Below are 25,026 nucleotides of genomic sequence, written 5' to 3' on the forward strand. Positions count from 1 at the left end.
CCGTCCGACCGAGGACGATACGTACTGGTGCTGGCGCAGCTCAGCGACCCGCGCCAGCACCAGTACGTGGCCGTCACCTGCTCACGCGACGGCGGTGCCCTCGAGCTCGATCATCTGGCCTGGGATCGCCAGGCGCGTGACGCCGAGCATGGTCGTGGCCGGTGCGACCTGGGCGGCACCTAGCCGAGAGGCGAGGACGCCATAGTGCTGGAAGAGCAGGTCGACGTCCGTGGCATAGACGTTGAGCCGGACCAGGTTGGCCAGTGACATGTCTGCTGCCCCGAGCACCGCTTCCAGGTTGTCGAGGCTCAGACCGATCTGGGCAGCCATGTCACCTTCGTGCCGAGGCGCGCCGTCTGCGCCCATCGCCGTCTGGCCCGAGCAGTAGAGGGTGCGGGTGTGCCCGGTCACGACCTCGCCCTGGTTGAACCCCATGTCCAGCGACCAGGTCACCGGGTTGATCGCCGTTCGTTCGATCGCCACATCAGCTCCGTTCAGTTCAGGCGGGGACCATCCCCGACCTGCGTCGAGCCTGACAGCGAATCACGACATCTCCTGTCGTGTATCCGGATAGAGTTCGGCCGTGCGTGCCGACCGGTTGGTCTCCCTGGTGCTCCTCCTGCGACAGCGCGGGCAGCTGACCGCGGACGTCCTGGCGCGCGAGCTCGAGGTCTCGACCCGAACGGTGCTACGCGACATCGAGGCGTTGTCGGCGGCGGGAGTCCCGGTCTACGCCGAGCGCGGCCGCCACGGTGGCTTCTCGCTGCTGCCCGGGTTCCGGACCGAGCTCACCGGGCTGAACCACGATGAGGCCCTCGCCCTCCTCACCGCCGGCTCAGGTCGGGGCGAGCGGGTCTTCGGACTCGGCTCCGCGCTCGCATCCGCCATGCGGAAGGTGGTCGACGCACTTCCCGAGAGCCACCTGACGGCCGCGAACGATGCGGCGCAGCGGTTCCTCTTCGATCCCGAGACCGACCTGCTCTCCCGCCGTCTCGACGTCGAGGAGGTCCCCAAGGAGACGATGGTCGAGGTACGCCAGGCGGTCCTCGCCGGGCACAAGCTGCGCCTCCGCTACGCATCCCGCGGTCAGGCACCCCGCCGGTGCGTCGTCGACCCGATCGGCCTGGTCACGGTGCGCGACAAGGGCTACCTGCTGGCCACCGAGGCCGGCACCGACCGCACCTTCCGGATGTCGCGGGTGCTCGAGGCGTACGAGCTGCCCGAACCGGCGCAACGACCGGACAACGTCGACCTCGAGCGCGTGTGGGCGGAACGCTGCGCGCAGTTCCTCTCCGAGGGTCACATCGCCGTCCAGGTTCGGGTGAACCCAGCACGCCGCGACCAGCTGCTGGACATGGCAGAGGCCGTCCGCGCAGAGACACCCGACGCCGACGGTTGGCTTCGCCTCGAGGTCACGTTCCAGGACCTATGGCACGCGGAATGGGCGATGTGGCAGCTCGACACCGACGCCGAGTCGCTTGCGCCACCGGAGCTGCGTTCCGCCTTGCATCAGCGTGCGCGGGCGGTCGCCGACCGATATCGAGACCGCCCGTAGCCGCTCGACCCGCGAACGGCCTAGGCGACCTTGTTCATCTCGCCCGAGTGCTCGATGTCCTCATCGAGCTGGTGGCGAGCGTCGGGGTGGTTGTGGAAGCGCTTGTAGGAGTAGGCCAGGACGCCGAGAGCGATGGCGCACGACCCGAGCAGGGTGACGCCGGTCCAGGCGCCACCGAGCAGCCAGAAGGTGGCCTCGAGCGGCCACCAGTGCGGGGCCGGCGGGCTGATCAGGAAGACGACGCCGACGGCAGCGATGGAGAGCGCCCCTAGCGTCGACAGGATGATCCGTGGCCAGGTCTCCACGCCCTCGGCAGCCCCGCGCAGGGCCCGGAGACGGACCGGCTCGACATAGCGGCGAGCCCAGGCGTACTGACGGGAGAGCACGGCCAACCCACCGAAGAGCATGAGTAGGCCCGGACCCGGCAGCACCATCGCGGCGATCCCGGCGACCACGAGCAGCCAGCCGAGGGTCTCGAAGGCGAGCCGCTTCGCCGCAGCTCCTGCGAGGGACTTCATGCCCATAGCCTGCCATTCCGGGCCAACTCCGAGAACAGCCAGGGGAATTTTACGGGCGTTCATGCGGCCAAGTCGTACTTGACGCCCTCCGGGCTCGGGAAGGTCAGCCACAGCACCGCGAGGACGATGTCTCCGACCAGCGGCACGATCAGGACCAGCTGCCACCATCCGGATCGGTTGATGTCGTGCAGCCGGCGCGTGCCCAGCGCGATGGTCGGCACGAACGCGGCGAGCGCGTAGAGACCGACCACGACGCTCACCACCTCGTTGCGCGCCAGCACCACGACGATGAGCATCAGAAGGTTCACGAGCATCGGCCAGAGCAGCTCAGTGCGACTGGCGCGACCCGAGAATGTCGCGTACTTCTTCCAGAACCGTGAGTACGCCTCGGTGATCGAGGCAGCACGAAGCGGCTGGTCAAGGGGGATCGTCACGGTCAGGAACCCTAGGCGGGCGAGATGGACCACGTAAATGTCTGCCCGGGCATGTGTCCCAAATCCGGGCAAAGTTCATCTTCCCGTAGGAAACGGGCGCAGACAGAGAGAATCGGGGCGGCGTACGGATGAGTCTCCGTACGCCGCCCCGGTCTCGACAAGCTCGACAGCGACGAGAGGTCAGGCCTGAGCGGCCTCGTCGATCGCAGCGGCCACGCGCTTGTGGGCCTCCCAGATCTCCTCGGGCAGCTTGAACTGGTGGAGGTGCTTCTCGCGGAAGCCCATCTCCTGCTTCCACCGCTTCAGGTCGAGGGAGAGGATCCGGTCGAGGTCCCGCTGCGGCAGGTCGAGGCCGCGCAGGTCGAGCTCGTCCTCGGTCGGGATGACGCCGACGGGGCTCTGCTGGCCCTTGACCTCACCCTTCTGGAACTGGTGCAGCCACAGCAGCGCGCGCACGTTCTCGCGGTAACCGGGCCACAGGAAGTGACCGTCCTCGGCGTCACGCTGGAACCAGTTGACGTGCGCGAAGACCGGCTTCACGGTGGCCTCGCCGATGATCTTCAGCCAGTGGCGGGCGTAGTCGCCCTCCTCGTAGGCGAGGAACGGACGCATCGACATCGGGTCGTAGCGCAGCACGCCCTCGAGGCCGTCGGCCGCGGCAGTCGCCTCGGCACCCAGGGTGAGGCCGTCGTAGACGCCCTCGGCCACGTCTGTGATCGCACGGATCAGCGGCTCGCGGTCACGGGTGCGGCCACCGAAGATGATCGCGTCGACCGGCACGCCTGCGGCGTCGTCGAAGTCGGGCGCCGCGTTGGGAACGTGCGAGATCGGCGTGGTGAAGCGGGAGTTGGGGTGGGCCCACGGGTCGCCCAGCTCGTCGTCGATCCGGTCGGCGATGCGCTCGCCCTTCCAGTCGATCCAGCCGTCGACGTCGTCCGGGTGGTGCTTGGTGAGCCCCTCCCACCAGACCTCCTGGGTCTTCTCGTTGTAGGCGACGTTCGTGAAGATCGCACCCGAGCCCGGCAGGATCGCCTGGACCGCGCCCGGGTTGGTCTTCTCGTTGGTGTCCTTGGCGACACCGAAGACGCCGTTCTCCGGGTTGAAGGCACGGAGCTTGCCGTCCTCGCCGACCCAGATCCAGGCGATGTCGTCGCCGTAGAAGGTGACCTCATAGCGCTCACCGAGGGCGTCGGGCGAGAGCGTCATCGAGAGGTTGGTCTTGCCGGAGGCGGACGGGAAGCCGCCGACGACGTGGAACTCCTCGCCGGACTCCTTGTCCTTGATGCCCAGCAGCAGGAACTGCTCGGCGAGGAACTTGCCGGAGGCGCGGCCGTCGTAGCAGGCCTGGCGCAGGCCGTGGGCGATCTTGCCCAGCAGCGCGTTCCCGCCGTAGGAGGAGCCGTAGTGAAGGATCGTACGCTGGTCGGCGACCGTCGCGAACAGACGCTGGTCGTTGTCGGTGCCCTGACCGAGGTTGGGCAGGTCGCCGGTCACGTGCACCGCACGGACGAAGGAGCTCGGGTCTGCGAGGTCGTTGATGTAGTCGATGCCGACGCGCGCCATCCGGATCATCTGCTGCACGACCGGGCGGCTGTCGGTGAGCTCGACACCTGCGGCGTACGCCTCCAGGGGCGAGCCGACCGGAGCCATCAGGTAGGGGATGACGTACATCGTCTTGCCCTTGGAGGCACCGGTCATGCGCTCGGTGAGCGTCTTGACGGTCTCGTCGGCAGGCTTCCAGTTGTTGTAGACGCCCTTGTCCTCCGGGTTGGAGGTGGCGACCACGGTGCGCTCCTCGGAGCGCGCGGTGTCCTTGCTGTAGGAACGGCTGTAGTAGCGGCCGCCCGTGACGGGAAGCAGCTCACCAGCCTCCAGGGATTCCTGAAGGAGCCGCTCGTCGTCGGCTGCGCTGACAACCTCGATCCGCTCGGCTCCGGTCACCCCTGCCCAGTAGGAGACATACTCCCGCACATGAGGATTCGTCAGCCCCGCCTCATCGAGGACCTTGTCCACGTCAACCATTCCGACACCCTTCAAAGTTTCGCCGATTGCAGGCACGTTACCCCAGTTGAAGAGGGCTCCAACCGGGGTACCGTGCACCAGAGTGGGTCATCGATCACGAGCCTGGACAATTGATCGATCCAACCGCAGGCGATGTTCCGACAGCCGGTCCTGAGACCCTCGTAACCCCATGTTTAAGTGACAAAGGCCTCATTTCGGCGACCGGTCCGTAATGTGGATGTGACGCCCGATGTCGCACCGTGACACGGATTACATCTAGGATTTCGCGAGTGATCCCCCAACACACAATCTTTGAATTGTTTCAATCGTCGAACGGGCCAGAGGCCGGCTGATGGAACTCATTCTCGGGACCTTCGCCGCCTCCTTCACCGGAGGCCTCTTCCCTGTCATCAACTTCGAGACCTACCTCGCGGTGGCCGCCTCGAACCTGACCTTCTCCGCCCTGATCCTGGCGCTGGTGGCAGGAGTCGGCCAGACCACCTCCAAGGTCGTCTGGTACTACGCCGGCCAGGGCACCACCGCCCTCCCCTTCGTCCGCAAGAAGATGGCGTGCGAGAAGTGGCAGCTGCGGATGGAGAAGTGGGAGCGGCGTACGCAGGGACGACCCGCCTACGCCGGCGGGCTGCTCGCGGTCGCCGCCCTCAGCGGGCTTCCTCCGCTGGCGATCCTCGCCGTGATCTACGGCACACTCAAGGCCAACCTGATGCTCTTCGTCGCGATCACGTTCGTGGGGCGCGTACTTCGGTCCTGGATGATCCTGGAGGCTGCGGCGTTCGCGTGGGTGCGGACATAGCGCGCAGCCCACGCCGGGTGGTTCTAGGCTGTCCGCATGCCTCAACCAGCCGGATTCGTCGGAGTCACCGCCAACCTCGGTCTCAAGGAGGGCGCTGACGACTTCGCCGTCGTCGCCGCCCCCTCCGGCTCGGTCACGAGCGCCGCGGTCTTCACCCGATCCCGCTTCGCCGGCGCCTCGGTGCTGCTCTCCCGGTCCGCGGACGTCTCCGCGTTCCGCGGGATGGTGACCATCTCGAAGAACGCGAACGTCGCGACCGGCCCGACCGGCGAGGCCAACGCCGCGGAGGTACGCCGCCTGGCGGCCGAGGTCGTCGGCGTACGCCCCGAGGAGCTGCTGGTGGCCTCGACCGGCGTGATCGGTGTGCTGTACCCGATGGACGTGCTCACCCCCGCCCTGGAGAAGCTCGCCGGGACCGCCGTCGAGGCCGACTTCGGGGCCGCCGCGGCGGCGATCATGACGACCGACACGATCGCCAAGATCGAGACCCGGACCGTCGGCGGGGCGACGATCACGGGGATCGCCAAGGGCGTCGGGATGCTCGAGCCCGACATGGCCACGATGCTGACCTACTTCTTCACCGACGCCGCGGTGCCGACCGCCGATCTCGACGCCGCCTTCCGCCGGGTCGTCGACCGCACCTACAACGCCGTCTCGATCGACACCGACACCTCGACCTCCGACACCGCCGCGATCTTCGCCTCCGGAACGGCCGGCGCTGTCGACCTGGGCGAGTTCGAGGCCGCGCTCTACGACGCCGCGCTGGCACTGGTGAAGAAGATCGCCTCCGACGGCGAAGGCGCCTCCAAGCTGATCTCGGTCTCGGTCAGCGGCGCCCGCGACGACGCCCAGGCCAAGCGGGTCGGCAAGGCCATCGTCAACTCACCTCTGGTCAAGACCGCAGTCCACGGCGCCGACCCCAACTGGGGCCGCGTCGCGATGGCCATCGGCAAGCTCCACGAGGAGACCGACATCTCCCCCGAGCACGTACGCATCGCCTTCGGCGGCACCGAGACCTACCCAGCCCAGGTCTCGGCAAATCTATTGGCAGATTTGTCGACTTATCTTTCCGGGGATGAGGTGTCGATCGAGGTCGACCTCGGCATCGCCTCGGGCGAGTTCACGGTCTACGGCTGCGACCTCACCGACGGCTACATCCGCATCAACGCCGACTACACGACCTGACTCATCGTCGGTCGAGCCGCGAGCGCCAGCGAGCGTGTCGAGACCAACACGGTTCCCCTCGAGCGCCATGGGAACTGTGTTGGTCTCGACACGCCTCCGCCTAGCGGCTCCGGCGGCTCGACCTGCGGATGACTAGCCGACCTGAGGCTCGGCCAGCGGGTCAGCCGACGCGCGCGGAGCGTTCCTCCGCCAGGAGCACCGAGGCGCGGCGTACGACCAGCTCGACCACGTCGGGATGGGGACCGATGACGTCGGCGACGACCTCCGCACCAGCATCCGAGGAGCGGACCCGGACCGTCTCGGAGAAGAACCCGGGCGCGAGCAGATAGGGCGAGACGGCGTCACCCGGGCGTACGACGTCGCCGATGGCCGGGGCGCCGGAGCCGGAGACCGTGGCGACCCGCACCGGGCCGCCCCAGGCCTCCGCCAACATCGATCCGGCCGTGGCGATGTCGGCGCGGGCAGCGGGGTCGTTGGACCCCGCGGCGACGAGGACTACGGGCTGACCAGGCGTTGCGCCCGCAGCGACCAGCCGGGACACCTGCGCGGAAGCCAGCATCGGGTCGGGGCCGAGCGGGGCGCCAAGAGTCACCGGAGCAGCGGCAGCAGAGGCGGCGGCGGGCAGGTCGACGCGTACGTGATAGCCGGTCGACAACAGCAGCGGCACGACCAGCGTGGGCTGTCGGCTCTCGGCGACGACGTCGGCGAAGAGCGGCTCGCAGAGCTCGACGTACGCCGCCCGTGACTCGATCCCCAGCCGGCGTCCGGCCTGCTTGGCGATGATCGAGGCGACGGCGTTGCCGAGCAGCCGCCGAGTCCCGTGAGCAACGAGTACGAGGCCCGTCACGTGGCCACCGCCAGCCGGTAGCCGCGCTTGACGACGGTCTGGACGGCTTTCGTCCCGAGCGCGGCCCGGAGCCGGGCGACCGCCATCTCCACGGCATGCTCGGACCCGGCGGTGCCCGAGGGCAGCATCGCCAGCAGCGCCGGCCGGGAGACGACGTTGCCCGGGGTGGCCACGAGCGCACCCAGGACCGCCGCCGGGGCCGGCGAGAGCTTCACCTCGGCTCCGTCGAGGATCACCGCGTCGTCGTGCAGCAGCAGCTGGTGACCACCGGCCAGCTCGATCAGCAGGCCCTCGCGGCGCAGCGGCAGCTCGGTCTCGAGCATCTTCACCAAGGCCGCGGTGCGGGAACGGTCGGGGATCATCGTCGGCACGCCCCACATCTCGAAGGCAGCTGCGGTCACCGGACCGACGCAGGCCGCGACCACGTCGGCCTGAAAAGCAGCGACGACCTCGTCCCGGAGGCCGACCGACCCTGCCGCCTGCATGAACGCGGCCACGGCCGGGGCGGAGGTGAATGTGACCGCGTCCAGCTCGCCGTCGGCCAACGTCTCGACCAGCCGGAACATCGGCTCCGGGTCGGCTGCCGACTCGACCCGGTAGACGATCACGTTGATGACCTCGGCGCCCTGCCGGGTCAGCGCGTGCGCGACCATCGAGAGCGACTGACCGTGCTCCTGCACCACGATCCGCTTGCCGGTCAGGTCGCGACCCCGCAGGTGCTCCAGGACGTCGTCGAACTCCTCCGACTCGGGCGCCCACAGCTCGCGGAGCCCGCGCCGCCGCAGCGCCCCGACCGACTTCGGCCCGCGCGCCAGGATCTCCGCGCCGCCGAGCGTCTCCAGGAGCGGGTCGATCAGCCCCCACTCCTCGGCGGCCTCGAACCACGCGCGGGTCCCGATGCCGGTCGTCGCCAGGAACATGTCGACGCGTTGACCGATGATCTGCTCGGTCACCGCGCGCAACGCACCGGCGTCGACCCGGTTGGGGTCGACGGAGAGCGCGGGCGCCCACACCACGTGAGCCCCACGCCGTTCGAGCAGCTTGATCTGCTCCTCGGCCTTCCGCGCGGCGGTTACCCCGACGCGGAAGCCGCTCAGCGCGCCAGTGTCCACATCCGCATCGTAGATCTCCTGCGCCTTCTCCACCGCCATGGATCCACCCTGCGCCGGTCGCATTTCGTCGTACGCAGACTGTTCGAATCGCGAGGGCTAACTTTCCCTCACGATCTCACGGCCGCTACAGCTCGACGATCGGCCCGGACGGGCTGCTCGACCTCTCGGCCGTATCGCGACTCCAGCGGCCGGACAGACCGGCGCCGATCAGGAGCGCCCCGACGGCCGGCAGCATGACGGCGTAATAGCTGAACACGCCGTACCGGAGCGCCTGGCTGCCGAAGAGGTTCGTCAGGTTCCACAGGATCTCCTGGGAGAAGAGCGAGATCAGTCCGAACCCGCCGTACGCCACCCCTGCGACGACCGGGCCGATGCCCGCGATCCTGCCGGCAGCCGCCACCACGAAGAGCAGCAGCACCCCCAGCAGCACCAGAGCGATGCCGACGACGGACGTGCCGAGCCTGGCGGCGTCGATGGCGTGGCGATATCCGCCGGTCATCACCAGGACGAGGCCGAGCGGCGTCAGCACCAGCGACGCGACCACGCTCACCCAGCGACGTGTCGGCCACGGCATCGCGGACACCTTGGCCCCGAGAACAGGATCACTCATGACGCCACCCTAGTGGCGCACCCCGATGCGTACCTCCCCGTCGACGACGTCCACCTCGTAGGTGGCGACCGCCACCGACGGATCGTCGAGACACCGGCCGCTCTCGAGCGAGAACGGCTGCTTGAGCAGCGGCGACGCCACGAACGGCACCTCCCCACGCGTCCCGACGATCCCGCGGGCCAGCACCGAGGCGTGACCGTACGGGTCGTAGTTGGACAGCGCGAAGACCCGATCGTCCAGGGTGCGGAAGACAGCCACCGCCTCCCCTCTGACCAGCGCGGCGACGCCGGTCTCGGGGTCGATGTCGTCGAGACGACAGACGGAGATGTACGTGACGGTCTGGCCGGCGCTCAGCTGATCAGCACTCATCGCGACTCCTCCAGCGTGGGCACACCGACAGGGATGGAGGCACCGAGCGAGACGGGACCGACGGCGGCTGGCGCCTCGCCGACCTCCGGGACGATCTGGCCACGCGTCGACCCGAAGGAGATGTTGGGGTCCGGGATGTCGGGGGCGTTGACGAAGGAGACGAAGCGACGCAGCTTCTCGGGGTCCTCCAGCGTCGCCTTCCACTCGTCGAAGTAGGTCTCGGTGTGGCGCACCATCGCGGCCTCGAGCTCGGTGCCCAGGCCGAGCACGTCGTCGACCACGACCTCGCGCACCCGGTCCAGGCCGCCGTCCAGGGAGTCGATCCAGGTCGAGGTGCGCTGGAGGCGGTCGGCGGTGCGTACGTAGTACATGAGGAAACGGTCGAGATAGCGGACGAGCTCCACGGTGGTCAGGTCACCGGCGAGCAGCTGTGCGTGGGCGGGGATGGCGCCACCGTTGCCCCCGACGTACAGGTTCCAGCCCTTCTCGGTGGCGATGACACCGAAGTCCTTGCCGCGGGCCTCCGCGCACTCCCGGGCGCACCCGGAGACGCCGCCCTTGAGCTTGTGCGGCGAGCGCAGCCCGCGGTAGCGGGTCTCGAGCATGATCGCGAGGCCGACGGAGTCCTGGACCCCGTAGCGGCACCAGGTGGAGCCGACGCAGGACTTCACCGTACGCAGCGACTTGCCGTAGGCGTGACCGGACTCGAACCCGGCGTCGACCAGGCGCTTCCAGATCGCCGGCAGGTCCTCCATCCGGGCACCGAACATGTCGATGCGCTGGCCGCCGGTGATCTTGGTGTAGAGGCCGAACTCCTTGGCGACCTCACCGATCACGATCAGGCCTTCGGGGGTGACCTCTCCGCCGGGGATGCGCGGGACGACGGAGTAGGAGCCGTTCTTCTGGAGGTTGGCGAGGTAGGCGTCGTTGGTGTCCTGGAGCTTGCGGTTCTCCTTGGCCAGGACGTGCCCGTTGAGCTGGCTGGCCAGGATGCTCGCGACGGCAGGCTTGCACAGGTCGCAGCCGCGGCCGGCACCGTGGGCCTCGATGATCTGGTCGAAGGTCTTGTAGCCGTGGATCAGGACCACGTCGAAGAGCTCGGCGCGGGTCATCGCGAAGTGCTCGCACAGGCTGGTGTCGACGGTCTTGCCCTGAGCGGTGAAGTAGTCCTCGACGATCTTCTTGACCTGCACCTTGCAGGACCCACAGGTCGAACCGGCCTTGGTCTCCTTGGTGACCTCCGCGGCGCTCTCGCAGCCGTTGTCGACAGCCGCCTCGATGTCGCCGCGGGTGACACCGTTGCAGGAACAGATCTCCTCAGCACCGGGGTCTGAACGCAGTGGCCCCGAGCTTGTCGAGACCCCGTACAGAATGAGTTCCTCGGGGTTCTCCGGGAGCGGGATACCAGAAGCGACCATCGGCCGGAGCAGCCCGTAGGCGCTCGCGTCTCCGACCAGCACGCCGCCGAGCAGGCGGGTGCCGTCCTCGCTGATCACCAGCTTCTTGTAGACACCGGTGACGGCGTCGGAGTAGGTCAGCTCGAGACACTCGTCGGTGGTGCCGTGCGCGTCACCGAAGCTCGCGACATCGACCCCGAGCAGCTTGAGCTTGGTCGACATGTCGGCACCGGCGAACGTGCCGGCGCCGCCGAGCAGCGCGTCGGCGACGACCTCGGCCATGTCGTAGCCGGGGGCCACCAGGCCGTACATCTTCCCGCCGGGCGCGGCGCACTCACCGACCGCCCAGATGTGCTCGTCGGAGCTTCGGCACCGCTCGTCGACCAGCACACCGCCGCGCTCGGCCAGGTCCAGTCCGGCCGCGCGGGCGAGCGCGTCCCGTGGGCGGATGCCGGCCGAGAAGACGATCATGTCGACCGGCAGGGGCTCCTCGACGTCCTTGAACTTCAGCGCGCTGACCTTGCCGTCGAGCACGCCGGCCTCGTCCGCGTCGACTACGGAGATCTCGACCGCAGCGTCCGGCGCGATCCGCCGGATCGAGCTTGTCGAGATCGACTCCGTCATCACCCCGGTGTGGACGGTGAGGCCCAGCTTCTCGATGTGGCGCTTGAGGGTGTTGCCGCCGGCATCGTCGACCTGCACGGCCATCAGCCGCGGCGCGAGCTCGACCACGTGGGTCTCGACACCGAGCTGGTGCAACGCGTTGGCCGCCTCCAGCCCCAGGAGGCCACCGCCGATCACGGCCCCCACCTTCGCGGTCTTCGCGGCCTCCCGGATCGCCTCGAGGTCCTCGATCGTGCGGTACACGAAGACGTTCCCGAGCTCCGAGCCCGGCACCGGCGGCACGAACGGCGCCGCTCCGGTGGCGAGCACCAGCTCGTCGTACGCCATCTCCTCGCCGTCAGCCAGCATCACGGTCTGCGCGGCGGGATCGATCTCGATGACGCTCGTGCCGGTGCGGAGCGTGACCCGCGGGTCCTCGTAGACGCCGCCGGGCAGGAACGAGAGGGCCTCGGCACCGACCTCGAAGAAGCTGGTCAGGGCGACCCGGTCGTACGCCGGTCGCGGCTCCTCCCCGAGCACCACGACGTCGTGGGTCTCGGTGAGACCGCGCTCGATCGCGGCGGTCACGAAGCGGTGACCGACCATGCCGTGGCCGACGACGACGACCTTCTTGCGGAGGTGAGGGCTCATGACGGGGTTCCTTCCACTGTGCGCAAACTGTTGGGGAGCGGACTTGTCTGGCGGGTGGCGAGAAGCTGGCGGACGGTCGGCGCGCAGCCGCCGCAGCCGGTGGTGGCACGGGTGGTGTCGCGTACGTCCTCGAGGGACTGGCAGGCCCGGATCGCGCCGGCGCTGACACCGGCGCAGGCGCAGATCTCCGCGTCGTCGGGGAGCTGTGGCACACCTGACGACCCCGCCGCGGACGGCTCGGGCAGCAGCAGCTGCCCCGCCTCGTGCTCGCCGAGGACCGTCTGCCGGTCGAAGGCCTGTGTGATCAGGCCGACCCGGCTCAGGTCGCCGACGAGGGCACCGGCGACGATGCGGCCGTCGCGTACGACCAGCTTGCGGTGGGTGCCCTTGATCGGGTTGGCGATCTCGACCACCTCGCCGGTCTCGTGCTCGGGCTCGCCAAGGACGCACACGTCGAGGTCGGTGGCGCGCAGCCGGGCGACGACGCGGTGTCCTGAATAGGTCGCCTGGTTGCCGGCGAGGACGTCGGCGAGGACTCCGGCCTGCTCCCAGGCCGGCGAGACGAAGCCGGTCACGGTCGAGTCGTGCTCGGCGCAGTCGCCGATCGCGTAGATGTCGGGGTCGTCGACGCTGCGCAGCTGATCGTCGACGACGATGCCGCGAGCGACGGTGAGCTCGGCGCGGCGGGCGAGGTTTGCGCGCGGGCGGCCACCGGCGGTGAGCACCACCAGGTCGGTCTCGAGGGTGTAGCCGTTGTCGAGCTTGAGTCCCTCGTCGGTCAGCCTGGTCGCGCGGGCGCCGAGATAGACCTGGGTGCCGAGCGTGGCCATCGACCGCTTGAGCACCTTGCCGGCCGAGGCGCCGACCTGGCTGCTGAGCAGGTGGTCGCGACCCTCGACGATCTCGGTCTCGATTCCCCGGACCGCCAGGGCGCGGGCGACCTGCAGGCCGAGCAGGCCGCCGCCGACGATCACCGCGTTGCGCGGGTGGTCGCGGAGGCTCTGTCGGTCGAGGAGGGCCAGCAGCCGCCCACAGTCGTCGAGGCTCCGGAACGCCTGCACCCGCGGGTCCATCGATCCGTCCGCCCGCACCACGCCGCGGATCGGCGGCAGGCTCGGGATCGCCCCGGTGGCGAGGACGAGCCGGTCGTACGGAACTGTCGTCCGGTCGGCGAGCTCGACCGCGTGCCTGTCGCGGTGGATGTCGACGACGAGGCTGTCCAGGCGCAGGTCGACTCCCTTGTCGGCGTACCACTGCTTCTCGCGCATCGCGAGCACCTCAGGACGGTGGGTGCCCTCGAGCACGGCGGAGAGCAGGATCCGGTTGTACGGAGCGTGCGGCTCCTCCGCGAGCACGGTCGTCTGCGGGCCGAGGCCGCGTGCGACCAGCCCTTCGACCAGGCGTGCCGCGGCCATCCCTCCGCCGACGACGACGATCCGCTGCTGCGGCGCCGCGGACTCGTGTAACACGTCGTTCGTAGGACTACTCGCCCTATCTGAACGACCGGATAGTCCTACGAACGACGTGTTACCCGCGATCGGCTCCCCGCTCATGCGCTCACCGCCGCGGCGCAGACCTTGAACTCCGGCATCCGCGAAGACGGGTCGAGGGCGTCGTTGGTCAGCCTGTTGGCGCCGACCCAGTGGAACGGGACGAAGACGGTGTCGGGGCGGATGGTGGTCACGATCCGCGCAGGCGCCTTCAGCTCCCCACGAGCGGTTCTTACGAGGACAGGGTCGCCGTCGTGAGCGCCGACCCGGTCCGCGAGCAGCGGGTGGAGCTCGACGAAGATGCCGTCGTCCGGCAGCTCCTTGATCCGACGCGTCTGCGCACCGGACTGGTACTGGGCGAGGACCCGGCCGGTCGTGAGATGCAGCGGGAAGGCAGCCGAGGGCTGCTCCGCCGGACCGCTGTGGGCGACGTCGACGAACCGAGCCCGGCCATCGGGGTGGAAGAAGGCGTCGGCGAACAGACGCGGGGAGCCCTCGCTACCCTCCGGGCACGGCCAGAAGACCCCGTCCTCCTCCCGGATCCGGTCGTAGGTGATGTCGCTGTAGTCGGCCTTGCCGCCCTTCGACGCCGCCCGGAGCTCGGTGAAGATCTCCTCCGGGTCGGTCGACCAGGTCGAGGCGGCACCGAGGCGGTGGGCGAGGCCGGTGATGATGTCGAGGTCGTTCTTGACTCCGTCGGGCGGGCTGATCGCCTGGTTGCGCAGGATGACCCGGCCCTCGAGGTTGGTCATGGTGCCGGTCTCCTCGGCCCACTGGGTCACCGGCAGCACCACATCGGCGAGCGCGGCGGTCTCGCTCATCACCATGTCGGCCACGACCAGCAGGTCCAGGTCGGCCAGGCGGGAGGCGACGTGCGAGGCGTTGGGGGCCGAGACGACGATGTTGGAGCCGAAGACCAGGAGGCTCTTGGGGCCGGCGGCGGTGCCGAGGGCGTCGAGGAGCTCGTAGGCAGAGCGCCCCTTACCTGGGATCGTCTCCGGATCGATCCCCCAGACCCCGGCGACGTGCGCCCTGGCCGCGGGGTCGTCGATCATCCGGTAACCCGGAAGCTGGTCCGCCTTCTGGCCGTGCTCGCGACCGCCCTGGCCGTTGCCCTGTCCGGTCAGGCAGCCGTAGCCGGAGAAGGGCCGCCCCGGCATGCCGAGGGCGAGCGCGACGTTGAGCCAGGCCAGGACGGTGGCGGTGCCCTGTGCGTGCTGCTCGGCACCGCGCGCGGTCAGGACCATCACCTTCTCCGCCTTCGCCAGCAAGGAAGCGAGCTCGCGCAGCTGCGCGGCCTCGACCCCACTGACCCGCTCGACCATCTCCGGCCACCAGGCGGCCACGGAGCGGCGTACGTCCTGGAAGCCTGTGGTGCGCTCGGCGATGTAGTCCTCGTCGACCGCGCCGGCCGCGTCGAGCAGGTGCAGCACACCGAGCGCGAGGGGCAGGTCGGTCCCGGGGACCGGCTGGAGGAAGAGGTCGGCACGCTCGCCGGTGGGGGTCAGTCGGGGGTCGATGACCACCACGCGACCGCCCTTCTCCCGCAGTCTGTCGAGGTGACGGGCCGCCGGCGGCATCGTCTCGGCGAGGTTTGAGCCGACGAGCACGCAGACGTCGGTCTTCTCGATGTCAGCCAGCGGGAACGGCAGCCCGCGGTCGACGCCGAAGGCCTGGTTGCCGGCCGAGGCCGCCGAGGACATGCACCAGCGCCCGTTGTAGTCGATCTGGGAGGTGCCGAGCGCGACCCGGGCGAACTTCCCGAGCTGGTACGCCTTCTCGTTGGTCAGCCCGCCGCCACCGAAGACGGCGTTGGCGTCGGCGCCATGGACCTCCCGAAGCTCGGCGAGCTTCGCCGCGATCAGGTCGAGCGCCTCGTCCCACGTCGTCGCGCTCCACTCCCCCGTCGCCCGATCGCGCACCATCGGCGTCGTCAGCCGCTCCCGGCTCCCTCGCAGGCCGGCCGCCGTCCACCCCTTACGGCACAGTGCTCCCTCGTCCACCGGGCTGTGCTTGTTCGTCTGGGACCGCACACCCACCTCCAGACGGGGCCCTTTGCGTGAAAGGGTCATCCCGCACTGCAGACTGCAGTAAGGACAGTGGGTGTCGGTCACGCGTACTCACACCGTTTCGGGTCGGGGGTGGGCAACCCCTACATTCCGGCGTCGACGTTTCGCACCGACCGGCCCTCCGTACCCCTTCCGTCAACTTCCGCTCACCACCTCACAACCCAATTGCCGAGGCGTCACCCGCGTCGGCCGAAGCGTCACGCCCGTCGGCCGAGACGTCAGGTACGTCGGCCGAGTTGGCAGCGGGATGCCAACTCGAACAGCGGGAGCGACGCCTCGGCCGACCGGACTGACGCCTCGGCCGACGGGAGTGACGCCTCGGCGATCAGGGAGTACGTCGCCGCAGGGTCGCCGAGCCGAGGGCGAGGCCGGCCACGACGAACCCGGCGACGACCGCCAGGTCGGCCCAGACCTCGCCGGTGTCGGTGGAGCCGACGAGGTGGGTCATCGCGTCGACCGCGTAGGAGAGCGGCAGGACGTTGGAGATCGCCTCCAAGACGGTCGGCAGCGACTCGCGAGGCACCAGCAGTCCGCACAGCAGAATCTGCGGGACCACGATCGCCGGCATGAACTGGACCGCCTGGAACTCGGTGGCCGCGAAGGCCGAGACGAGCAGCCCGAGCGCAGTGCCGAGGACGGCGTCGACGATCGCGACGAGCACGAGCAGCGCGACCGAACCGGTGATCTCCAACCCGAGCAGACCCACGCTGACCCCGACTGCCACACCCGACTGGACCGCGGCCAGGAGCCCGAACGCCAGTGCGTAGCCGAGCAGGAAGTCACCCTTGCCCAGCGGCATGGCGAGGAGTCGTTCCAGGGTCCCGGAAGACCGCTCCCGAAGTGTCGTCACCGAGGTGACCAGGAACATCACGATGAACGGGAAGATCGCCAGCAGTGCAGGGCCGATCCGGTCGAAGATCGGCGCCGGCGACTCCTCGTACATCCACCACAGCAGGCTCATCAGCAACGTCGGCAGGACCACCAGCATCACCAGGGTGCGGTGGTCGCGCCGGATCTGGGCGAGGACCCGCCCGGCCACGGCCAGAGTTCGTCGAAGGCTCATCACGCCGCTCCCTTCACCAGGGCCAGGAAGGCCTGCTCGATGTCGTCGGCGTTCGCCTTCTGCTTGATCTCCGCCGGGCTGCCGTCGGCGAGGATCGCGCCTCCGCGCATCAGCAGCAGCCGGTCGCACCGCTCGGCCTCGTCCATCACGTGACTGGACACGATCACCGCCGCGCCCGCGGCCGCCAGGTCCCGGAAGGTGCCCCACAGCTGCTCGCGCAGCACCGGGTCGAGCCCGACGGTCGGCTCGTCGAGCACCAGCAGGTCCGGCGCGCCGAGCAACGCCGCCGCGAGCGAGACCCGGGAGCGCTGACCACCGGAGAGATCACGTACGACCTGGTGCTGGTGCGACACCAGGTCGACCGTCTCGACGACTTCCGAGACCGACGACGTCGGCGCACCGAGGATCCGAGCGAAGAACCGCAGATTCTCCGTGACCGTCAGGTCGTCATAGACGCTGGCAGCCTGGGTGACGTACCCGATCCGCTGTCGCAACGATGCCGACCCGGCCGGGCTGCCGAGGACGATGACCGTCCCGGTCACCTTCGCCTGCACGCCGACCAGCGCCCGCATCAACGTCGTCTTACCGCACCCCGACGGCCCGAGCAGGCCGGTCACCTCACCGGCTCGGATGGAGAAGTCGAGATCGTGGAGGACCTCGCGCCTACCGCGTACGACCTTCAGGTCCTTCGCCACGACCACGGTTTCCGTCATCCCCCGAATCTCCCACACCATCCCCGCCGGGTCTGCGGTTCCCGTTGCCCGGATCTACTCCAGACGCCGAAGCCAGGCAGCGGGGCGGCCGACGAGCCACTCGAGCGGGCCCGGGCGGCCCCAGGCGGTGACGAGCGCGCCGATGCCCAGCACGACGAGCACGTGGACGACGTACGACCCGGGGGTCTCCGGCGGCCAGACGGCATCGGTCATCATCACCACGTGCAGGCTGTAGAGCGTCAGCGTCATCGTGCCGGCACCGAACAGCACCGCCATCCCGACGCGCCACCGATCCGGCAGGCGCAGCGCGATCATCTGGCACGCGCCGATGACGAACATCGAGCTGCCGATCGTCTGCGCCAGGTCGAACGGCGTGGTCGAGTGCGGCGCGACGACCAGCAGCCACTGCCAGCCGCCGTCGATCGGCGTCTGTCCGTAGAGGCCGTGGCTCATCTCGGTCAGCGCGCTGTCGATGTCGGTCCCCGGATAGGTGCGCAGCAGCACCTCGGCGACCGACGGCAGCCGGGTCAGCCTCCCCGACAGCCAGGTGGCCGAGACGGAGATGATGACGCCGCCCGTCCAGAGGATCGAGACCACGATCCGGTTGCGCAGGTCGATGCGGCCGACGGCCATCCCGATCAGCAGGTAGGCGAGCCATGGGACAGCCGGGTAGTAGCCGGTGAAGAGCAGCTCGGCGAGAAGCCGGCCGGGCTCCAGCAGCTGGGACGGCTCCGGGCTGTCGAACTGCCGCGGCGGCAGCAGCGGGCGGATGCCCAGCGACAGCAGCGGCCCCACGACGATCCAGGCCGCGCCGAGCAGCCACAGCCACCGCGCCCGCAGCCCGAGGAACGGGATGCCGATCAGGAACAGCATGCCGTAGTAGGTCAGGATGATCGCGATGTCGGTGCCGAGCGACCCGAGCACCAGCCCGAGCGCGGCGATCAGCACCGCCCGCGCGGCGAGCCCCAGCGAACGTGACCCGAGCGCCCACCCCCGCACCGGCGTCTGACGCCCGGTCATCAGCGCCAGGCTGACACCGGCCAGCACCGCGAAGAGCGCCGCGGACCGGCCACCGGCCACCTCTTGGATCCTGGTCAGCTCCCCGGAGGCGTCAACCGGGTCGAGCACGTGCGTGGCCATCATCCCCAGCAGCGCCAGGCACCGCGCGGCATCGACCCCGACGAGACGCGTCGAGAGCCGATCGGAGAGGCGGTCGGCGACGGAGGACGAGGAGGCGGACATCGACCCAAGAGTAGAGATATGTCACGTACGCGCCAGGTTCACCCGGACATGCCGCCTGATCTACCGTGAGAACGATGTCCGTAGACGCCTCCCTGACCCGTGAATGGGTAGGCCATGACGCCGGCAGCAGCGGCTACCGGCGGATCCTGATCGGCCTCTTCGCGGCCGGGATCGCGACCTTCGGGCAGATGTACTCCACCCAGGGCATCCTCCCGACCGTCGCGCAGGCGCTCGAGGTCAACGAGGCCTCAGCAGCGCTCACCGTCTCCACCGCCACCCTCGGCCTCGCGGTCAGCGTCCTCGGCTGGTCGTGGGTGGCCGACCGCATCGGCCGGGCCCCGGCGATGAAGATCGCGCTCTCCCTCTCCCTCGTCCTCGGTCTGCTCACCCCGCTCGCCCCCGGCTTCACCACGCTCCTCGTCCTGCGCACCCTCGAAGGGCTCGCTCTCGGCGGCGTACCGGCCCTCGCGGTCGCCTACCTGGCCGAGGAGATCCACGTACGCCACGTCAGCCTCGCCGCGGCCATCTACATCTCCGGCACCACCGTCGGTGGCCTCCTGGGTCGGGTCATCACCGGGCCGTCCGCCGACCTCGGCGGCTGGCGGCTGGGCGTCGCCGCGGGCGGCGTCCTCTCCGCGATCGCCGCGATCATCGCCATCACCCTGATCCCGCGAGCTCGGGGCTGGGTCCGCCCGACGGGCAGGCCGACCACCTCCGTACGCGAAGGGGTGCTCGCCAACCTCCGCGACCCGGGCATGCTCGTCCTCTACGGGCAGGCGGCGCTGTTGATGGGCGGGTTCGTGGCAACGTACAACTATCTGGGGTTCCGCCTCGAACGCGAGCCCTTCGGGCTGCCGGTGGCGATCTCGAGCCAGATCTTCTTCGCCTACCTCGGCGGCACCGTGTCGTCCTCGGTCGCGGGCCGCCTGGCTGCCACCCACGGACGGCGAAAGGTCATGCTGACCTGCGTCGTCATCACCATCGTCGGCGTCGCGATGACCCTCCCGGACAACCTCGCGATCGTGCTGACCGGCCTCCTCGTCCTCACCACCGGCTTCTTCGGCGCCCACGGCGTCGCCTCGGGCTGGGTGGGCGCCCGCGCCCGGGTCGGAAAAGCCCAGGCCAGCGCCCTCTACAACCTCTTCTACTACGGCGGCTCGAGCCTGTTCGGGTGGCTGCTCGGCTATGCGTACGTCGTCGGCTGGTGGGGCCTCGCCACCACCGTCATCGCCCTGGCGCTGATCTCGCTGACCTGGTCCTGGTTCGCCGCCCGCGACTGACCGTCTCCGCTGGTCGAAGTCGAACCCTCACCGCTGGTCGAGCCGGATTCGTGAGGAACGAACGAATCCGTGTCGAGACCAACACAGTCCCCTCGACGCTCGATCAGACCGTGTTGGTCTCGACACGCCTCCGCCTAGCGGCTCCGGCGGCTCGACCAGCGGGGTCGGGGGTCAGATGCGGAAGTGCTCCCGCGCAAACTCGAGCGACTCGCGCAGGTCGGCGATGCGCCCGGCCCGCGAGCCGGACTTGCGGGTGTTGATCTCCAGCACGATCTCGCCCTCGAAGCCTGACGCGGCCAGATGACGGAGAAAACGGTCGGCGCCCATGTGGCCGCGGCCGGGAACGAGGTGCTCGTCCTTGGCCGAGCCGGTGCCGTCGGTGAGGTGGACGTGCCGGAGCCGGGGGCCCAGCCGCTTCGCCATCTCGATCACGTCATCACCGGCGATCGCGGCGTGGGAGAGGTCGATGGTGGTGTTCGCGTACTCCTCGGTCGAGGGGTCCCAGTGGGGCAGATACATCTGCGTGGCCCGCTTGGCCGCCCGCCACGGGTACATGTTCTCCACCGCGAAACGCAGGCCGGTCGATCGCTCCAGCGTGGCGATCCCCTCCACGAAGCCGACCGCGTACTCGCGCTGCCAGCGGAACGGCGGGTGGACGACGACCACCTCCGCCCCGACCTCGACGGCCATCTCGGCCGACCGCTCGAGCTTGCCCCAGGGCTCGAAGCCCCAGACCTGCTGGGTGAACAGCAGCGTCGGCGCGTGGATCGCGACGATCGGCAGGCCGTGGTGCTCGGAGAGCTGCTTGACCGCATGGGTCTGCTGGGAGAGGGCATCGAGCCCGACCATCACCTCGACACCGTCGTAGCCCACCTCGGCCGCATAGGCGAAGCCGTGGGCAGTCGACTCTGGATAGGTCGAGGACGTCGACAACGAGATCATCGCGGGTCTCCTATTCGGCCCTTCCAAGAGTGGAATCCCCGATGAAGGACAGGTGGTCCATGCGGTCGAGGATCAGCCCCTCACGCAGCGCCCAGGGGCAGATCTCGAAGGACGGCAGGTCGAAGATGTCGAGGCACGCCTCGGCGACCAGCGCCCCCGGGATGATCTGGTGAGCTCGCGACGGGCTGACCCCGGGCAGCTCGGAGAGCTCCTCGAGCGACATGTCCAACAGCTTCGGGATCCAGCGGCGCAGCTCGGCCAGCGACAGCTCGCGGCGCACCCGCAGCCCCTCACCGCTCGGCGCGGCACCGCAGATGCGCGCCAGCGAGCGGAACGTCTTCGAGGTCGCCACTGCCATCTCCGGACGGCCACCGCGCAGTATCTTGCCCGCGTCCTCGGCGATCGCGGCGCGGATCGTCCGGCGCATCTCGCGCAGCTCGTCGTCGGTCGGCCGGTCACCGGAGTAGCTGCGCGCGAGCCGGCCGGCGCCGAGCGGCAGCGACCACGCGACGTACGGCTGCTCGTCGAGTCCGGCCGCGATCTCCAGCGAACCGCCGCCGATGTCGAAGACGGCGAGCCGTCCCGCGGACCAGCCGAACCAGCGTCGTACGGCCAAGAAGGTCAGCCGCGCCTCGTCGTCACCTGGAAGGACCTCGATCTCGACCCCGGTCTCGGCATGGACGCGGTCCAGCACCTCCTGCGAGTTGCCCGCATCCCGCACCGCCGAGGTCGCGAAGGCCAGCATCTCGGCGACCCCCTTCTCCTCCGCGACCGCCACCGAGTCGCGGGTGAACGCGACCAGCGCCTCGATCCCCTGCTCGGTCACGTCTCCCGCGTCGTCGAGATGCTCCGCGAGCCGCAGAGGCTGCTTGAACGAGTACGCCGGGAGCGGGGCTGCCCCGCCGTGGGCGTCGACCACGAGCAGGTGTCCCGTGTTCGATCCGATGTCGAGTACGCCCAGACGCATGGCTCTACGCTACTTCGCCGGGCGTACCTCGTGTTCCAAAGGTTGCCCAGCGGGCGATTTCAGCGGCTGGAGGTAGCCGAAGCGCGCTCGAGCTCGAGGGCCGCCGCCGGGGCAGGCTCCCCGATCCGGGCGTTGACGACTCCCGCGAGGACGACCACCAGCGCGGCAGCCGCAGGCATGACCAGGGCCGCCTCGGTGCCCCAGCGTTCGGCGATCTCGCCGGTGACCGCGGAGGCGAGGGACTGCCCGAGGATCACGCCGGAGCCGAGCATGGTCATCACTGTGGCCGAGCGGCCGACCGGGCTGCGGCGGGCACCGAGGCCGTACTGCGTGACCAGGGTCGGACCGATCCCGATGCCGACGATCAGCAGCGCGATCACCATCCCGGTCAGCGAGGACACCGCCGGCAGCGCGAGGGCGCCGGCGAGCATCACGCCGCCGAAGACCAGCCACCGCGCGGTCGGCGTGAAGCCCACCGGGAAGGCCGCGACGCCGAGCGCCAGCGCGGCGGAGCCGACGCCCATCGCGGCGTAGATCAGGCCGGCCTCCTCCGGGCGCCCGTGGTCGGCCATGAACGCGGTCAGCGAGGTGAGCATCGAGCCGAAGAAGAGACCGACGCCGAGGATGCCGACCACGACGACGACCACGCCCGGACGGGCGAGCTCACGGGCGGAGCCCGCGGCCGGCGTACGTCCAGCAGTCGCCTGCGCGGTCGCGGCGCTCGGGTGGACGGCGAAGGCCGAGACGAAGATCAGGGTGAGCACCGCAGCGGCGACGACCGGCGCCCACGGGTCGATCGTCACGGCGAGGACGCCGGCGACGACCGGGCCGACGATGAAGACGATCTCGTCGGCCGCCGACTCGTAGGCCATCGTCGAGTTGAGCACCCGCACGCGGCGCGTCGGGACGATGTGCCCGGAGATGATCGCGAACAGCCGAGACCGCGACAACGGTGCGATCTGCGGGGCGGTCGCACCGACCAGGAACGCCACCGCCAGCACCGCCACGTCCGGCAGCGGGCTGTAGACCACCCAGGCCATGGCCGCCAGCGCAGCGCTGCTGAGGACACTGATCACCAGCAGTACGCGACGCTGACCGAACCGGTCGACGGCCGCACCCAGAAGCGGGCCGCACGTCGCGGCACCGATCCCCACCAACGCCGAGTTCAGACCACCGAGCGCCAGCGAGCCGCGGCCCGCGACGACCAGCGTCAGCACACCGACGACCATCATCGCGTACGGCATCCGCGCGACCAGCGCGAGCGGGAAGTACGTCTTCCCGACGGCGCGAACCAGTCTCTGCTCGCCCTGCCTTGACATCACTTTCGAACCTCCCGCTGCGAACCGCGGCTCTGTGCCGCCTTGGTCCGCCGGCGGGGCCAGCGCGAGGTGATACACACGAAGAAAACGGAGCGGTCGCTCCGCATATACAAGAATACGCTCCCCTCCCCGGTCCCTCGGAATCGTCGGCACCTCGGGCAACGCCACGAGATCATGGTCAGCATCAGGAGGGTCCGGGACCCGGGACGTAGGCTTACGAGGTGCCCGAAGTACCCCTGGATTTCCCGCGTGCGTGGGTGGAGTTCGCCAACCCCGACGACCCGGACGAGCGGATGCGCTGCGACCTGACCTGGTTGACGTCGGCGTACTCCTGCATCTTCGGCAACGGCTGTCCGGGGATGTTCAAGAGCTCGCCGGACGTCGGGTGCTGCACGCTGGGGGCGCACTTCGCCGACGAGGAGGACGAGGCCCGGACGGCGGGGTTCGTCCAGAAGCTGACTCCGGAGCTGTGGGAGCAGCACCCGGGGCGCGAGGTGGCGACCGACGACTGGGTCGAGCTCGATGACGAGGGCGAGCGGAAGACGCGCGTAACGGAGTTTCGCGGGCAGGAGTCGTGCGTGCTGTCCAACCGGCCGGGATTCGCCGGCGGGTCCGGCTGCGCGCTCCACGTCCTGGCCGCGGCCGAGGGCCGGGAGCACTTCGAGACGAAGCCGGACGTGTGCTGGCAGCTGCCGATCCGGCGTACGTTCCGCGATGTCGAGCTCACCGACGGGACGACGTACACCGAGGTCACGATCACCGAGTACGACCGACGCGGCTGGGGTCCGGGCGGGCACGACCTGGACTGGTACTGCTCCGGCAACACCGAGGCCCACGTCGCCGTAGAGCCCGTCTACCTCACCAACGCGGCCGAGCTCACCGAGCTGATGGGCAAGGCGGCGTACGCCGAGCTCGTCCGCCACTGCGAGGCGCACGTCCGGTCTAGGTCCGCCCTGGCGCTCCACCCGGCCAGCCCGCACTGACCTGCACCATGACGCCGAGCTATCTCTCGATATCAAGAGATAGCGACCCTGGATTGGTCTCTCCCTCAGCGAGCGTTCAGAATCGTTACATGCGCCTGGACCATGTTTCGTACGCTGCAGGACCCGATGGCTTGGCTCAGACCGCCAAGCAGCTCGGCGAGCTGCTCGGCCAGGAGTTCGTCGACGGCGGCGTCCACCCTCGCTTCGGCACCCGCAACTTCATCCTCCCGATGCGCGGCGGCCTCTACCTCGAGGTGGTCGAGGCGCTCGAGCACCCGGCCAGCGACAAGGCCCCGTTCGGGCAGGCCGTCAAGGCCCGTTCCGCTCTCGGCGGCGGCTGGATCGGCTTCGTGATCGGCGTCGACGACATGACCCCGATCGAGGAGCGGCTCGGCCGCAAGGCGGTTCCCGGCAACCGTCACCTCCCCGACGGCCGCGAGCTCCACTGGCAGCAGATCGGCATCAACGGCCTGATCGCCGACCCGCAGCTGCCCTACTTCATCAAGTGGGAGACCCCCGACCTCCACCCCGGCAACGCCGGCTCCGACATCACGCTCACCGACCTGGAGATCTCCGGCGACCCCGAGCGGGTCAAGGACTACCTCGGCGACGAGCTGAAGGAGCGGGTCGACCCGTGGACCGGCAAGCCCGCCGAGAACGTCCACATCGACTGGGTCGCCGAGCACGGCACCCCCGGCCTGCTGGCCGCCAAGTTCGTGACGCCCCGCGGCGAGGTCCGGATCTGACAAGGCTCGGCCTCCCCGGCGCGACGGGAGCGATCCCGTCCCCGAACATCTGGCACCACACCGCGACGTACGAGATCGAGAACCGTGCGGTCGACCCGCACGGTCGGCTATGGGCC

Annotated in this window: 23 protein-coding genes; 6 read left to right on the plus strand and 17 right to left on the minus strand. The window is 69.5% G+C overall.

Annotated elements, in window-relative coordinates:
- Positions 1–81: 81 nt before the first annotated feature.
- The gene (locus BJ988_RS22600) at positions 82–477 is read right to left on the minus strand and encodes a Rid family hydrolase (protein ID WP_179661645.1); all 396 of its coding nucleotides are present in this window, start codon (positions 475–477) and stop codon (positions 82–84) included.
- A gap of 106 nt (positions 478–583) precedes the next feature.
- Between BJ988_RS22600 and BJ988_RS22605 the strand changes: the two genes are divergently transcribed.
- On the plus strand, positions 584–1,555 hold the full coding sequence (locus BJ988_RS22605; protein WP_179660131.1) for an HTH domain-containing protein: 972 nt from the start codon (positions 584–586) through the stop codon (positions 1,553–1,555).
- A 20-nt stretch (positions 1,556–1,575) separates the two neighbouring features.
- Here BJ988_RS22605 and BJ988_RS22610 read toward each other — a convergent pair whose 3' ends face one another.
- The 3 genes from BJ988_RS22610 to BJ988_RS22620 all read right to left on the minus strand — a co-directional run bounded on the left by BJ988_RS22610 (position 1,576) and on the right by BJ988_RS22620 (position 4,529).
- Complete coding sequence (locus BJ988_RS22610) at positions 1,576–2,073, minus strand: PGPGW domain-containing protein (RefSeq protein ID WP_179660132.1); 498 nt, start codon at positions 2,071–2,073, stop codon at positions 1,576–1,578.
- A gap of 59 nt (positions 2,074–2,132) precedes the next feature.
- Entirely contained in the window at positions 2,133–2,507 is a 375-nt protein-coding gene (locus BJ988_RS31110; RefSeq protein ID WP_343051743.1) for a DUF805 domain-containing protein, read from the minus strand.
- Positions 2,508–2,687: 180 nt separating this feature from the next.
- A complete protein-coding gene (locus tag BJ988_RS22620; RefSeq protein ID WP_179660133.1) occupies positions 2,688–4,529 on the minus strand; it encodes a phosphoenolpyruvate carboxykinase (GTP) in 1,842 nt (613 codons plus the stop codon).
- Between the two features lie 331 nt (positions 4,530–4,860).
- Between BJ988_RS22620 and BJ988_RS22625 the strand changes: the two genes are divergently transcribed.
- Together BJ988_RS22625 and argJ are read left to right on the plus strand one after the other, a co-directional pair.
- Positions 4,861–5,322, plus strand: a complete 462-nt coding sequence (locus BJ988_RS22625; protein WP_179660134.1) for a hypothetical protein — start codon at positions 4,861–4,863, stop codon at positions 5,320–5,322.
- 36 nt (positions 5,323–5,358) lie between these two features.
- Positions 5,359–6,507, plus strand: coding sequence for a bifunctional glutamate N-acetyltransferase/amino-acid acetyltransferase ArgJ (gene argJ / locus BJ988_RS22630; RefSeq protein ID WP_179660135.1), 1,149 nt, complete (start codon positions 5,359–5,361; stop codon positions 6,505–6,507).
- Between the two features lie 160 nt (positions 6,508–6,667).
- Here the strand turns inward: argJ and BJ988_RS22635 are convergent, their stop codons facing one another.
- From BJ988_RS22635 to BJ988_RS22680, 10 genes are all read right to left on the minus strand, one after another.
- Positions 6,668–7,354, minus strand: a complete 687-nt coding sequence (locus tag BJ988_RS22635) for a CbiX/SirB N-terminal domain-containing protein (protein WP_179660136.1) — start codon at positions 7,352–7,354, stop codon at positions 6,668–6,670.
- Positions 7,351–8,505, minus strand: a complete 1,155-nt coding sequence (locus tag BJ988_RS22640; protein ID WP_179660137.1) for a uroporphyrinogen-III synthase — start codon at positions 8,503–8,505, stop codon at positions 7,351–7,353. Before BJ988_RS22640 ends, BJ988_RS22635 begins: the two co-directional genes overlap by 4 nt.
- 85 nt (positions 8,506–8,590) lie before the next feature.
- Positions 8,591–9,076, minus strand: a complete 486-nt coding sequence (locus BJ988_RS22645) for a hypothetical protein (protein ID WP_179660138.1) — start codon at positions 9,074–9,076, stop codon at positions 8,591–8,593.
- Between the two features lie 9 nt (positions 9,077–9,085).
- A complete protein-coding gene (nirD, locus tag BJ988_RS22650) occupies positions 9,086–9,445 on the minus strand; it encodes a nitrite reductase small subunit NirD (protein ID WP_246321553.1) in 360 nt (119 codons plus the stop codon).
- Positions 9,442–12,096, minus strand: a complete 2,655-nt coding sequence (nirB, locus tag BJ988_RS22655) for a nitrite reductase large subunit NirB (RefSeq protein ID WP_179660139.1) — start codon at positions 12,094–12,096, stop codon at positions 9,442–9,444. The genes nirD and nirB overlap by 4 nt, the downstream gene beginning before the upstream one ends.
- On the minus strand, positions 12,093–13,565 hold the full coding sequence (locus BJ988_RS22660; RefSeq protein ID WP_343051744.1) for an FAD-dependent oxidoreductase: 1,473 nt from the start codon (positions 13,563–13,565) through the stop codon (positions 12,093–12,095). Before BJ988_RS22660 ends, nirB begins: the two co-directional genes overlap by 4 nt.
- 80 nt (positions 13,566–13,645) lie before the next feature.
- Positions 13,646–15,700, minus strand: a complete 2,055-nt coding sequence (locus BJ988_RS22665) for a molybdopterin-dependent oxidoreductase (RefSeq protein WP_179660140.1) — start codon at positions 15,698–15,700, stop codon at positions 13,646–13,648.
- A 280-nt stretch (positions 15,701–15,980) separates the two neighbouring features.
- The gene (locus BJ988_RS22670) at positions 15,981–16,718 is read right to left on the minus strand and encodes an ABC transporter permease (protein ID WP_179660141.1); all 738 of its coding nucleotides are present in this window, start codon (positions 16,716–16,718) and stop codon (positions 15,981–15,983) included.
- On the minus strand, positions 16,718–17,431 hold the full coding sequence (gene ccmA, locus BJ988_RS22675) for a heme ABC exporter ATP-binding protein CcmA (RefSeq protein WP_179660142.1): 714 nt from the start codon (positions 17,429–17,431) through the stop codon (positions 16,718–16,720). The genes BJ988_RS22670 and ccmA overlap by 1 nt, the downstream gene beginning before the upstream one ends.
- A 54-nt stretch (positions 17,432–17,485) precedes the next feature.
- On the minus strand, positions 17,486–18,673 hold the full coding sequence (locus BJ988_RS22680) for a heparan-alpha-glucosaminide N-acetyltransferase domain-containing protein (RefSeq protein ID WP_179660143.1): 1,188 nt from the start codon (positions 18,671–18,673) through the stop codon (positions 17,486–17,488).
- A gap of 74 nt (positions 18,674–18,747) precedes the next feature.
- On the opposite strand from BJ988_RS22680, the gene BJ988_RS22685 reads away from it, so the two are divergent.
- Positions 18,748–19,953, plus strand: a complete 1,206-nt coding sequence (locus tag BJ988_RS22685; protein ID WP_179660144.1) for an MFS transporter — start codon at positions 18,748–18,750, stop codon at positions 19,951–19,953.
- 171 nt (positions 19,954–20,124) lie between these two features.
- Here the strand turns inward: BJ988_RS22685 and BJ988_RS22690 are convergent, their stop codons facing one another.
- Genes BJ988_RS22690 through BJ988_RS22700 form a run of 3 tightly spaced genes read right to left on the minus strand, consistent with a single transcriptional unit; the run spans position 20,125 to position 23,181 of the window.
- On the minus strand, positions 20,125–20,895 hold the full coding sequence (locus BJ988_RS22690; protein WP_179660145.1) for a sugar phosphate isomerase/epimerase family protein: 771 nt from the start codon (positions 20,893–20,895) through the stop codon (positions 20,125–20,127).
- Between the two features lie 10 nt (positions 20,896–20,905).
- Positions 20,906–21,862 carry a Ppx/GppA family phosphatase gene (locus BJ988_RS22695; RefSeq protein ID WP_179660146.1) on the minus strand — a complete coding sequence of 319 codons (957 nt, stop codon included), beginning with the start codon at positions 21,860–21,862 and terminating at the stop codon, positions 20,906–20,908.
- Between the two features lie 59 nt (positions 21,863–21,921).
- Positions 21,922–23,181 carry an MFS transporter gene (locus tag BJ988_RS22700; RefSeq protein ID WP_179660147.1) on the minus strand — a complete coding sequence of 420 codons (1,260 nt, stop codon included), beginning with the start codon at positions 23,179–23,181 and terminating at the stop codon, positions 21,922–21,924.
- Between the two features lie 221 nt (positions 23,182–23,402).
- Between BJ988_RS22700 and BJ988_RS22705 the strand changes: the two genes are divergently transcribed.
- Both BJ988_RS22705 and BJ988_RS22710 read left to right on the plus strand, forming a co-directional pair.
- The gene (locus BJ988_RS22705; protein ID WP_179660148.1) at positions 23,403–24,164 is read left to right on the plus strand and encodes a DUF3109 family protein; all 762 of its coding nucleotides are present in this window, start codon (positions 23,403–23,405) and stop codon (positions 24,162–24,164) included.
- A gap of 89 nt (positions 24,165–24,253) precedes the next feature.
- Positions 24,254–24,910 (plus strand): VOC family protein, encoded by a 657-nt coding sequence (locus BJ988_RS22710; protein WP_179660149.1) that lies wholly within the window; start codon positions 24,254–24,256, stop codon positions 24,908–24,910.
- Positions 24,911–25,026 lie beyond the last annotated feature (116 nt).

It is taken from the genome of Nocardioides panzhihuensis, assembly GCF_013408335.1.
Taxonomy (GTDB): Bacteria; Actinomycetota; Actinomycetes; order Propionibacteriales; family Nocardioidaceae; genus Nocardioides; species Nocardioides panzhihuensis.

Bases quoted from the DNA above. Each gene is read 5' to 3' on its own strand.
- BJ988_RS22680 (WP_179660143.1), bottom strand. From the start codon at position 18,673: ATGTCCGCCTCCTCGTCCTCCGTCGCCGACCGCCTCTCCGATCGGCTC.
- BJ988_RS22620 (WP_179660133.1), bottom strand. From the start codon at position 4,529: ATGGTTGACGTGGACAAGGTCCTCGATGAGGCGGGGCTGACGAATCCT.
- BJ988_RS22640 (WP_179660137.1), bottom strand. From the start codon at position 8,505: ATGGCGGTGGAGAAGGCGCAGGAGATCTACGATGCGGATGTGGACACT.
- BJ988_RS22610 (WP_179660132.1), bottom strand. From the start codon at position 2,073: ATGAAGTCCCTCGCAGGAGCTGCGGCGAAGCGGCTCGCCTTCGAGACC.
- BJ988_RS22685 (WP_179660144.1), top strand. From the start codon at position 18,748: ATGTCCGTAGACGCCTCCCTGACCCGTGAATGGGTAGGCCATGACGCC.
- BJ988_RS22670 (WP_179660141.1), bottom strand. From the start codon at position 16,718: ATGAGCCTTCGACGAACTCTGGCCGTGGCCGGGCGGGTCCTCGCCCAG.
- BJ988_RS22700 (WP_179660147.1), bottom strand. From the start codon at position 23,181: ATGTCAAGGCAGGGCGAGCAGAGACTGGTTCGCGCCGTCGGGAAGACG.
- argJ (WP_179660135.1), top strand. From the start codon at position 5,359: ATGCCTCAACCAGCCGGATTCGTCGGAGTCACCGCCAACCTCGGTCTC.
- ccmA (WP_179660142.1), bottom strand. From the start codon at position 17,431: ATGACGGAAACCGTGGTCGTGGCGAAGGACCTGAAGGTCGTACGCGGT.
- BJ988_RS22690 (WP_179660145.1), bottom strand. From the start codon at position 20,895: ATGATCTCGTTGTCGACGTCCTCGACCTATCCAGAGTCGACTGCCCAC.
- nirD (WP_246321553.1), bottom strand. From the start codon at position 9,445: ATGAGTGCTGATCAGCTGAGCGCCGGCCAGACCGTCACGTACATCTCC.
- BJ988_RS22645 (WP_179660138.1), bottom strand. From the start codon at position 9,076: ATGAGTGATCCTGTTCTCGGGGCCAAGGTGTCCGCGATGCCGTGGCCG.
- BJ988_RS22695 (WP_179660146.1), bottom strand. From the start codon at position 21,862: ATGCGTCTGGGCGTACTCGACATCGGATCGAACACGGGACACCTGCTC.
- nirB (WP_179660139.1), bottom strand. From the start codon at position 12,096: ATGAGCCCTCACCTCCGCAAGAAGGTCGTCGTCGTCGGCCACGGCATG.
- BJ988_RS22625 (WP_179660134.1), top strand. From the start codon at position 4,861: ATGGAACTCATTCTCGGGACCTTCGCCGCCTCCTTCACCGGAGGCCTC.
- BJ988_RS22710 (WP_179660149.1), top strand. From the start codon at position 24,254: ATGCGCCTGGACCATGTTTCGTACGCTGCAGGACCCGATGGCTTGGCT.